At 72.4% G+C, this 10508-nt stretch carries 6 protein-coding genes and 1 pseudogene; 4 read left to right on the forward strand and 3 right to left on the reverse strand.

What is annotated here, in order from left to right; translation table 11 throughout:
- Positions 1-37 precede the first annotated feature (37 nt).
- Positions 38-715 (reverse strand): chaplin, encoded by a 678-nt coding sequence (locus tag ACZ3I3_RS31170; RefSeq protein WP_467370529.1) that lies wholly within the window; start codon positions 713-715, stop codon positions 38-40.
- A 273-nt stretch (positions 716-988) separates the two neighbouring features.
- Here ACZ3I3_RS31170 and ACZ3I3_RS31175 point away from each other — a divergent pair, with 273 nt between their 5' ends.
- A complete protein-coding gene (locus ACZ3I3_RS31175) occupies positions 989-2560 on the forward strand; it encodes an alpha/beta hydrolase (protein ID WP_467370531.1) in 1572 nt (523 codons plus the stop codon).
- Between the two features lie 25 nt (positions 2561-2585).
- Here ACZ3I3_RS31175 and asnB read toward each other — a convergent pair.
- A pseudogene (gene asnB, locus ACZ3I3_RS31180) lies at positions 2586-4443 on the reverse strand (asparagine synthase (glutamine-hydrolyzing)).
- Between the two features lie 286 nt (positions 4444-4729).
- Between asnB and ACZ3I3_RS31185 the strand changes: the two are divergent.
- Together ACZ3I3_RS31185 and ACZ3I3_RS31190 are read left to right on the forward strand one after the other, a co-directional pair.
- Positions 4730-5857 carry a baeRF3 domain-containing protein gene (locus ACZ3I3_RS31185; protein ID WP_467370532.1) on the forward strand — a complete coding sequence of 376 codons (1128 nt, stop codon included), beginning with the start codon at positions 4730-4732 and terminating at the stop codon, positions 5855-5857.
- 271 nt (positions 5858-6128) lie between these two features.
- Entirely contained in the window at positions 6129-7535 is a 1407-nt protein-coding gene (locus tag ACZ3I3_RS31190) for a PP2C family protein-serine/threonine phosphatase (protein WP_467370534.1), read from the forward strand.
- A gap of 5 nt (positions 7536-7540) precedes the next feature.
- Here the strand turns inward: ACZ3I3_RS31190 and ACZ3I3_RS31195 are convergent, their stop codons facing one another.
- Positions 7541-9034, reverse strand: coding sequence for a DNA-binding protein NsdB (locus ACZ3I3_RS31195; RefSeq protein ID WP_467370536.1), 1494 nt, complete (start codon positions 9032-9034; stop codon positions 7541-7543).
- Positions 9035-9268: 234 nt separating this feature from the next.
- On the opposite strand from ACZ3I3_RS31195, the gene ACZ3I3_RS31200 reads away from it, so the two are divergent.
- The gene (locus tag ACZ3I3_RS31200) at positions 9269-10408 is read left to right on the forward strand and encodes an aminoglycoside phosphotransferase family protein (RefSeq protein ID WP_356927386.1); all 1140 of its coding nucleotides are present in this window, start codon (positions 9269-9271) and stop codon (positions 10406-10408) included.
- The last annotated feature ends 100 nt before the right edge of the window (positions 10409-10508 follow it).

Consider the following 10508-nt stretch of genomic DNA (forward strand, 5'->3'; position numbering starts at 1 on the left):
CGTGACGGCTCCCGCAAGGCGCGGGCGAGCCGTCCCTTCAGTTGTCGGTCCCCGGGCGGAACCGCCGGCGCAGGACGACTCCCCCCAGCACCAGCGCCGCGCTCGCGGCGACGGCCTGGAGGGTGTGGTCCGTACCCGTGTGGGCCAGGGCGCCGGTGGCATGGGGGGCCATGGCATCGGGGGCGGTGCGCGGGGCCGGTTCGGGGGCCGGGTGCGGCCGGGGCGGGGTGGGCGGCTCGGCGTCCGGCTCGGCGGGGTGGTGGGGGCGGACCGGCCGGTCGCCGGGGGTGTTCGAGGACTCGTTGCCGGTCGACGGGTTGCCGATGCCGACCACGTCCACGGTGTTGCCGGTGACGTTGACCGGCAGGTCGACGGGCAGCTGCACGCCGTTGCCGGAGACCACGCCCGGTGAATCCTTTCCGCTGCCCTGCGCGAGCGCGCCGCCGGGCTCGCCGGGCCGGCCGGCCCGCCCGTCGTCCTTGTTCGCGCAGCTGTTGCCCGCGGCGGGATTGAGGAGCCCCACCACGTTCACGGTGTTCCCGCACACGTTCACCGGGACGTGCACCGGCAGCTGGACGGTGTTGCCGGAGACCACACCGGGCGAACCGGCCGCCGAGCCCTCCGCCCCGGAGCCGGCGTACGCGGGGACGGTCAGAGCCATCGCGCCCGAGGCGGCGGCGACGGCGATCACTCCGTTTCGGGTAACCCGTTTCATAGGTTCCCTGCCTTCCAGACATCGTCGCGGGCGCTCACCCGCACGAGATAAAACGCGGACGGCCCATCCGAGTTATGGCTTATCCGCCTTTCACTCCATCGAGCGGCCCGGTTGTCGAACTAGCGGTAAAGCCCTTCGTATGCGCGACGCGGCCGCGCAGGATAAGGCACTCCTCCCCCGGCCGCTCGTCCGGAGGCGAGGCTTCCGGTGCGCGCTTATGGTGAGCGAGGGCGCCGGTCCCCGGTCCGCTGTGGGGCGCCCCTGGAGGCATCGATGCTGGCCAAGCTGTCCACGCGCTCCTCGGTGAGGCGTTGCGCGGTTCCGTGTGCGGCCGGGCTGGCCCTGCTGGGTGCGGGGCTGCCGGCCGCGGACGGTCCCGGGCCCGGTCTGGGGCGCTTTTACGACCAGAAGGTGAAGTGGTCGGCGTGCGAGGGCGAGGACATGCCGAAGGACCTCCAGTGCGGCAAGGTCACCGTCCCCCTCGACTACACCCGGCCCGGGAAGGGCACCCTCGATCTCGCCTTGGCCCGCTACCGGGCCACGGGAAAGTCCCGGGGTTCGCTGCTGCTGAACTTCGGCGGCCCGGGCGGTCAGGGCGTGGGCCAACTCGCCATGGCCGGCAAGGACTTCATGGGCCTGACGAACGGCTACGACGTGGTCGGCTTCGATCCCCGGGGCGTCGGCCGCTCCTCGCCGGTCAGCTGCGGCAACGCCCCGGACGACCCGCTGGACGCGACGGACGGCGACGCGGCCGTGGCCGACCCGCAGGCGGTACTCGACAAGCTGCGCGACGCGGCGGCCGAGTGCACCGAGCACTCCGGTCCCGTCCTGCGCCACATCGGCACGGTGAACGCCGCCCGCGACCTGGACGTCATACGCGACGCGCTCGGCGACGGCAAGCTCAACTACCTGGGCTTCTCCTACGGCAGCCGGCTCGGCGCGGTGTACGCGGCCCAGTTCCCCGGCAGGGTCGGCAGGATGGTGCTGGACGGCGTCGACACCCTCACCGAGCCGCTGGCCGAGCAGGGTGTGGTGAGCGCACAGGGGCAGCAGACCGCGCTGGAGAACTTCCTCGCCTGGTGCACCGAGGACATCGCCTGCCCGTTCGGGCAGAACCCGCGGGAGGCCAGGGAGCACGTCGTCGAGGTGGTCGAGTCGCTCGACCGGGACCCGGTGCCGACCGACTTCGGTGAGGCGTTCTCCGGGCAGGACTTCGCGGGCGCCCTCGCGCAGGGGCTGTTCAGCAGGGAGCTGTGGCCCTCGCTCCAGCGGGCCGTCGCGCAACTGCTCGAGGACGGCGACACCAGCCGCCTGGAGGCCTTTGCCTCCGGCGGCGTCGCCCACCCGCCGTGGCGGGCGGCGCACACCGGGCTCACCGACCCGCAGGAGGTGCCCATGGACAACCTGCCGGCGGCGCTCATGGCGGTGAACTGCGCGGACGATCCCGACCGCCCCGCCGCCGCGCAGATCGGCAGGGACCTCGGCCGGCTGCGCGCCCGGTACGAGCGGGCGTCGCCGGTCTTCGGCCGGTACCGGCTCACCCAGGTGCTGATGTGCTACGGCCGCCCCAAGGGCACCGACTTCATCCGTGACGAGGTCAAGGATCTCGACACCCCGCGGATGCTGCTCGTCGGCACCCGGGGCGACCCGGCCACGCCGTACCGCTGGACGGTGGAGACGGCCGAACGGCTCGGGTCGTCGGCCGTGGTGCTCGACAACCGGGGCGAGGGCCACACCGGCTACGGCTCCTCCAAGTGCGTGCACCGCAAGGTCGACGCGTTCCTGCTGTACGGCACACTCCCGCCGGACGGCAGCTCCTGCGGCTCCGACCACGACACCGAGTGAGCCGGCGCGGCCACGGGTCCCCCGGTCAGCCGAGTGACACCTCGGGTGCGTACAGGTCCAGCCACATCGCCAGGTCCAGGGCCCGCTCCAGCCCCCGGCGCGCGGCCTGGCCGCTCACGGGCGTGTCGCGGTGCGCGGCCTGCCGCAGCCGCTCGGGGTCGACGAGGTCGAAGACCGGGTGGTCCGGCCGTGCCAGGAGGTCCTTCGCCTGGTTCCGCAGGGCGTCCGCGTACTTCGGGTCCTGCGTGGACGGGTAGGGGCTCTTGACCCGGTCGTACACGGACCGGGGGATCAGGTCCGCGGTCGCCTCCCTGAGCAGGCTCTTCTCCCGGCCGTCGAAGGACTTCAGCGCCCAGGGCGCGTTGTAGACGTACTCGACGAGCCGGTGGTCGCAGAACGGCACCCGGACCTCCAGGCCGACGGCCATGCTGGCGCGGTCCTTGCGGTCGAGCAGGATCCGGACGAACCGGGTCAGGTGCAGGTGGCTGATCCGCCGCATCCGGAACTCGAAGTCGCTCTCGCCGTCGAGGCGCTGGACCCCGGCGACGGCGGAGCGGTAGCCGTCGGCGACGTACGTCTCCAGGTCCAGGGCCTTGACCAGCTCCGGGCGCAGGACGCCGGCGTCGTCGCCGAAGTGCCGGCCGAGGCTCACCAGCCAGGGGAAGGTGTCGGCCCGGCGGGCCTCCTCGTCGAAGAACTGCTGGTAGCCGCCGAAGACCTCGTCGGCGGACTCGCCGGACAGGGCCACCGTGGACCGTTCGCGGATGGCCCGGAAGAGCAGGTAGAGGGAGGCGTCCATGTCGCCGAGACCGGCCGGCAGGTCACGGGCCCTGATCACCTTCTCCCGTACGCCGGGGTCGGCGAGGGCCTCCGCGTCCAGCACGATGTCCTGGTGATCGGTGCCGGCGTCCCGGGCCACGTCGTGCACGAAGGGGGTGTCGGGGGTGGCGCGCAATTCGTCGGCGACGAAGTGGTCGGCCTGGCCCGCGAAGTCGACGGCGAAGCTGCGCACGCGCTCGCCGTGCGCGGCCAGCTGCCGGGCCGCGAGCGCCGTCATGGCGGAGGAGTCGAGGCCGCCGGAGAGCAGGGTGCAGCGGGGCACGTCGGCGACGAGCTGGCGGCGCACGATGTCGTCGAGGAGCGAGCGGACGGTGGCGACGGTGGTGTCGCGGTCGTCGGTGTGGGGCCGGGTCCGCAGCTCCCAGTAGACGCGGTGGCGCACGCCCGCGCGGTCGACGGTGACGACGGTGCCCGGCTCGACCTCGTGCATGCCCTCCCAGAGGGCGTGTCCGGGGGTCTTGATCATGGTGAACAGCTCGCGCAGGCCGTCGAGGCCGACGCGTCGGCGGGCCAGCGGGTTGGCGGGCCAGCGGGTTGGCGAGGATCGCCTTGGGCTCGGAACCGAACAGGACGCCGTCCGGCGTGGGGTGGTAGTAGAGGGGCTTGATGCCCATGCGGTCGCGGATCAGCAGGAGCCGGTCGGTGCGGCCGTCCCAGACGGCGAAGGCGTACATGCCGTTCAGGCGCTCGGCGACGGCGTCGCCCCATTCGAGGTAGCCGCGCAGGACGACCTCGGTGTCGGAGTCGGTGGTGAAGCGGTGGCCGCGGGCGGTGAGCTCGCCGCGCAGTTCGCCGAAGTTGTAGGCCTCGCCCGAGTAGACCAGGGCGACGGTGCCGTGCGGGGTGGCGGCGGTCATGGGTTGGCGGCCGCCGGGCAGGTCGATGATCGCGAGCCTGCGGTGGCCGAGGCCGGCGGGTCCCTCGGCCCAGACACCGCGGTCGTCCGGGCCGCGGCAGGCCATCGTCTCGGTCATCGCGTCCAGGGCCGCCCCCTCGGCACTCAGGTCGCGGTCGAAGGAGACCCAGCCGGTGATGCCGCACATACGCGTACCTCCCGCAAATCAGTTGTATTGACCATCTAGATTTCGAGCGTGTGACAGCGACCGGTGTGCGGTCAACTCGCCCGTAACGTGAGCGCGGCCCGCGACCCCCGCTTTCGGCCGGACTTTGCACGCGCAATATCCGGTGACCCGCTCTCCGTCGGGGCCGCCTCCGGCGGAAATCAGCCAGCGGCAAAAACTTCCCCAACTTCCGGGGCGCCGACGGCTCGACGGGCGGGTACCGATTGCCCCGAATGCCCCAATGGCCGATCCGCTCTATCGTTCTGTCATGGAGCACGTTCTGAGTCCCGCGACCCTTGCCGAACTGCGGCGCCCGCGCCCCTACCCCGCGGTCTCCGTGCTGACGCCGACCCACCGGCGCGATCCCTACAAGACCCAGGACCAGGTCCGGCTGCGCAACGCGGTGGCCGAGGCCAAGCGGCAGCTGGAGGCCGATCCGGCGGTCAGCCGCGAGCGGCGGGCCGAGGTCTCACGCCACCTCGACCAGGCCCTGTCGGAGGTCGATCTGACGCATGCCGAGGACGGTCTGGCGATCTTCGCCGCCTCCGGTGAGCACCAGGTGTGGTCGCTCGCCCGGTCCGTGCCCGAACGCGTGGTGCTCTCGGACACCTTCCTCACCCGCAACCTCGTCTCCGCCCACACGGCGGAGCGGCCCTTCTGGGTACTGTCGCTCTCCGCGGACCGCGCGACCCTGTGGAACGGCGGCACCGACCGCGTCACCGAGCAACGCGCGGACGGCTTCCCGCTGACCCGCCGCGTGGAGAACTTCGACCCGGAACGGCAGGAGCGGATCGGCGACCAGCCGAGCGCCTTCCGGGAGGAGCGCACCCGCCAGTTCCTGCGCGAGATCGACACCGCCATGAGCACCGTCCTGCGCGAGCACCCGCGACCGCTGTACGTCACCGGCCCGCCGGCCGCACTCGCCCTGCTGGACGAGGTCGGCAGCGCCACCAAGGGGGCGGCGCACGTTCCGCACGGCGGTCTCGCGCACGGGACGCCCGAGTCCGTGTGGCAGGCCATCCGGCCGGTGATCGAGACGGAGGCCCGAAGGGACACGGACGACGCCGTGACCCGCGCCCTCGAAACGGCCCGGGGGCGACGGGAGTTCGCCGCCGGCGTCGATGAGCTCTGGCAGAGCGCCCGGGACGGGCGCGTCCGGCTGCTGGCCGTCGAGGAGAACTACCGCGTGACGGTCAGCGAGGCCGGGGACCATCTGATCCTCGCCGAGAGCGCCGGCCGCGAGCCTGGCGAGTCCCCCCGCGAGTCCCGCGAGTCCCGCGAGGACATCGTGGACGAGATCGTCGAGCAGTGCCTGGAGACGGGAGCCGACGTCCGCTTCGTCCCGGACGGCGCACTCGGCGAGGCGGAGGGCATCGCCGGAGTCCTGCGGTACTGACACCCTCGAACACAGGGTCGTCGAACACGCGCAGCAACCGGGCGACGTCGTTCCGACGGACCGTCAAACCCCTTGTGTAATCTACGACTTGATCCCCCGGAGGGCCCGCTCCGCACCTACCTCGGAGTAACTCCGTGAGACTGTGGCATATGCCAGAAGCACCCCCGTATCGTGTGTTGCCGAATCCCTTACAGGGCGTCGCGGGCTGTGCAACAGTCGTAACGGTCCCTCCGTCCGCCTTGGCCGTACCGTCCCCGCATCGGAGTGCGTCATGCCGTCCCACCTCTCCGCGGACCGTCCAGCCGCCCAGCCGCCCGGACGCGGCTCGGTCGACGCGCTGATCTCGCAGACGCGACGGCTCAAGGGCGACATGGACGCCGTGCGGCGCGACGCCGAGGGAGCGGGATCGGACCACCCCCGGGGACGCTGGCAGCGCGCCCTGTACGACCTGGCCCTGCACCAGCTCAACGACCTCGACGAGCACCTGGCCCAGCTGCGGGACGGGCCCCTGCCCACAGCGGCCCCGGAACCCGCCGCGCCCGCGCCCGGCTCACTGCTCAGCCGGGTCGGCAGCGCCGAGTGGAACCTGCTGACGGACGAGGCCAGTTGGTCCGGGGAGCTCTACCAGATCCTGGGCCGCGACCCCGCCGCTCCCCCGCTCACCCTCGACGAGCTGCCGTCCCTGGTGCTCGACGAGGATCGGCCGAAGCTGACGGCGATGGTCACGAACTGCCTCGTCGACGCCCGGCCCATCGACGGCGAGTTCCGCATCGCACGCCAGGGCGGCGACGTCAGGACCGTGCACATGATGGGCGAACCGGTGCTCGACACCGACGGCAGCACCGCCTCGATGTGGGCCGTACTGCGGGACGTCAGTGAACTGCGCCGCAGCCAGCGGGTGGTGAGCGAGACCCGTGACTCGCTCCCCGACCGGCGGCAGGACGCGCGCACCGAGCACCGGCTCGCGGTCGAGTTGCAGGAGGCCGTGCTGCCGCCGTGGCTCGGCTCCCTGCGGCTCCCCCACCAGGGTCCCAGGACCCTCGACCTCGCGGCCCGGCGTCTTTCGGCGTCCACGCACACGCTGATCGGCGGTGACTGGTACGACGCGCTCGAACTGACCGACGGCGAGACGCTGCTCAGCATCGGTGACCTCACCGGACACGGCGTCGGCGTCACGTCGAACATGACGATGCTGCTCGGCGCCGTACGCGGCATGGCGATGGCCGGCGCCCCGCCCGGCCGGCTGATGGCCTGGCTGAACCAGTTACTCGACGCCACCGTGCAACCCGCCCTCGGCAGCGCCGTCTGCTGCCGCTACCGCCCCGAAACCCGCACCCTGGTGTGGGCGCAGGCCGGACACCCCGCCCCGCTGCTGTTCCGCGACGGGACGGGGCGTGTGCTGAACGCACCGGACGGCGTGCTGCTCGGCGCCACCTCGGGCGCTGTCTACGGGCAGGCCGAAGAGACCCTCGAGGTGGGCGATCTGCTGCTCCTGCACACCGACGGGCTGGTACCCGGGCACACCGGGACGGCGGCCGCGAACCTCCTCCTCGATCTGGCGCCGCGTCTGACCGGGACCGCCACCGCGCAGGACTGCCTGCGGACGGTGGTCCAGGAGTTCGGCGAGGGCGAGCGCGCGGACAACGCCAGCGTGCTCGTCGCCAAGGTCACGGCATAGGAAACTCAGGCCTGTGCGTGGTTGCCGCCCCTGCCCTTCGTCTTCGGCAGGGCGAGCTTGATCTCCTCCCGCAGCTCCTGAATCTTCGGGTAACCGGAGTACTGGGCGGTGAGCCGGTACATCTGGCGCAGCCGGTCCCAGGTGCGGTGGGAAGAGTTGGAGCCCATCGACACCAGCGCCAGTCGCGCGTACCGGTCGGCCTGTTCGGGGTCGTCCGCGATGAAGCACGCCGAGGCCATCGACAGATAGTCGAAGATCTTCGACCGCTGCCGGCCGTCGACCCGCAGGGCCAGCGCCTTCTCCGCGTAGTGCTGGGCATGCGCGGCCGCGCCCGGCTCGAACTCGGCGAGCGTGCGGTAGGCCAGGGCCTGCATGCCGTAGAGGTCCTCCTCCTTGAAGGTCTGCATCCAGTCCGGCGGTGGTACGTCGGCCTTGTCGGAGACGAACAGGTCCTCGGCCTGCCCGAGCGTGCGGCGCATGGCCTGGCCCTTGCCCATGGAGGCCTGTGCCCAGGCCTCGATGGTGCAGAGCATCGCCCGGGTGCGGGGCAGCACCTCGTCGCCGGAGCCGGACGTGGCGAGCTTCATCAGGTCCAGGGCCTCGTCCGGCTTGCCCAGGTGGACCATCTGGCGGGCCGCGCGGGAGAGCGCCTCGCCCGCGCGGGGCCGGTCCCCGCCCTCTCTGGCCGCGTGCGCGGCGATGACGAAGTACTTCTGGGCCGTGGGCTCCAGGCCGACGTCGTGCGACATCCAGCCCGCGAGGACGGCCAGGTTGGCGGCGACGCCCCACAGGCGCCGCTGGAGATGGGGTGGGTGACGGTAGGCGAGCATGCCGCCCACCTCGTTGAGCTGGCCCACCACGGCCTTGCGCTGGAGCCCGCCGCCGCGGGCCGCGTCCCAGGCGCGGAACACCTCGACCGAGCGCTCCAGTTCCTCGATCTCCTGCGACCCGATGGGGGCGGCCTCGTAGCGGTCGAACCCAGCAGGGTCGGCGTGCAGGGGATGGTCGAGGTCGGGAGCGTCGGCGGTCAGGGCAGGGTCGGTGTGCAGCCAGTCGTACATGGCGCTGCTGAGTGCGGATCCCGCGGCGAGCGCGGCGCCCGCGCCCACCAAGCCGCGTCGGTTGAGCATGAGGTCCATTCCCGTGAATTCGGTGAGGACCGCGGCGGTCCGCTCGGGCGCCCACGGCACTCCGTCGGGAGACTCCGCACTCCCGCCGCCCTGCCGCTTCCCCGCACGCCCGTGCCGGACCAGACCGAGGTCCTCGATGGTCACGACACGGCCGAGACGCTCGGTGAACAGAGCCGCCAGCACCCGCGGCACCGGATCGCGCGGGATCTCTCCCATGTCGATCCACCGCCGCACCCGGGAGGTGTCGGTCGCCAGCTGGGGGTGGCCCATGGCCGCCGCCTTCCGGTTGACCAGCCTCGCGAGTTCGCCCTTGGACCAGCCGGCCAGGCCGAACAGGTCCGCGAGCCGGGTGTTGGGTTGTCCGCTCACGTCAAGCCCCCAGGTTCTCGGCTGAGTTGACAGTAGCCCGGGGAGACTTGCCGGGCGACTATTCGCCAGGGTTCGCCAGGGTGCGCCAGATGGTGTGCCACTGGTCATCGGGTGTCAGGTAGGAACGCGCCACCCCGACCCGGTCGCCGCAGGGACATTCCCCAGGGTGCTCCCGGGAGCCCGGGCCGGGTGGTGCACTGTCGTCGCAGGCACACGAAGGGATCTGTTTCGCCCATGTACGCAGCATCGTCCTCCGTGTCCGCACCGCCCCGGTCGCTGCACCCCCGTCCCACGGACAGCGGCCCCTACCTCGCCCCCGCGCGGCCGGCGGCCCCCGTGCTCGGTGCGGGCAGGGCACGGCGCGGCGCGGTCCTCGGTTCCCAACCGCTCAGCGGGAGACTCGACTTGTCCGGCCCCCAGGGCGCGCAGCTGCGCACGGCGATCGCGTCCGTGCACCGCATCTGCCCGGAGTTCGCCCCGGTGCAGGTCCTGCGCCGCAACGGGCGGTCCGTGCTCCTGGTCGGCACGACCGGTCGCAGCTCGGCCGTCGCCAAGTGTTTACTGGACCACTCCCCCGCCTGGTCCGAGCGGATCCGCCACGAGATAGCGGCGTACCGCTCGTTCGTCCGGCACCGCCCCCCGGTGCGGGTGCCGAGACTGATCGCGGCGGACCCGGACAACTGCACACTGGTGATCGAGCGGATGCCGGGGCGGGTGGCCGCGCTCCAGCGGCACCCGGCCGAGGCGCCGCCGCGGGCGGACATCAGGGCGGCACTCGGCGCGATCTGCCGGCTCAACGCCTGGCGGCCGCCGGCGGGCACGTTCGACGCCCCGCTGGACTACGCGGCCCGGATCTCGCGGTACCACGAGCTCGGCCTGCTCACCGACCGGGACCTGGGTGATCTCCAGAAGCTGCTGCACGGCATCGCTCAGGCGGCCGGGCGGCAGGGCATGGGCCAGTTCTGCCACGGCGACGCACTGTTGTCGAACATCCTCCTGTCACCGGCCGGTCCAGTGCTGGTGGACTGGGAGCACGCGGGCTGGTATCTGCCGGGGTACGACCTGGCGACGCTGTGGTCGGTGCTCGGGGACGCACCGGTCGCGCGTCGGCAGATCAGCCAGATCGCCCAGTCGGCGGGCCCGGCGTCGCGGGACGCCTTCCTGGTGAACCTGATGCTGGTGCTGACCCGGGAGATCCGTACCTACGAGACGGCCGTGCAGCGTTCCATGCACGACACGACCCCGGCGGCACCGGGTCCGGCCCACCCTGGTGCTGCGCCGTCCGGCGAGGAGCAGCGGCTGCTGCTGCGGCGGCTGCACGACGACTGCCAGATGGCCCGGCGGGCCGTGCGCGCGGCGGTCGGCACTCGCTGACGGGGACGAAAGGGGCCCCGTGTTGCGGGGCCGGGCCACAACCCGCCCGTCGTTTTGGGGGGGGCGGCCGGGTGAGCCCCCCGCGGAAAACCCAACCGGG

The sequence above is a fragment of the Streptomyces sp. NPDC016851 genome, assembly GCF_055562795.1.

Coding starts and splice junctions, on each gene's coding strand:
- ACZ3I3_RS31170 (WP_467370529.1), bottom strand. CDS start 715: ATGAAACGGGTTACCCGAAACGGAGTGATCGCCGTCGCCGCCGCCTCG.
- ACZ3I3_RS31175 (WP_467370531.1), top strand. CDS start 989: ATGCTGGCCAAGCTGTCCACGCGCTCCTCGGTGAGGCGTTGCGCGGTT.
- ACZ3I3_RS31185 (WP_467370532.1), top strand. CDS start 4,730: ATGGAGCACGTTCTGAGTCCCGCGACCCTTGCCGAACTGCGGCGCCCG.
- ACZ3I3_RS31190 (WP_467370534.1), top strand. CDS start 6,129: ATGCCGTCCCACCTCTCCGCGGACCGTCCAGCCGCCCAGCCGCCCGGA.
- ACZ3I3_RS31200 (WP_356927386.1), top strand. CDS start 9,269: ATGTACGCAGCATCGTCCTCCGTGTCCGCACCGCCCCGGTCGCTGCAC.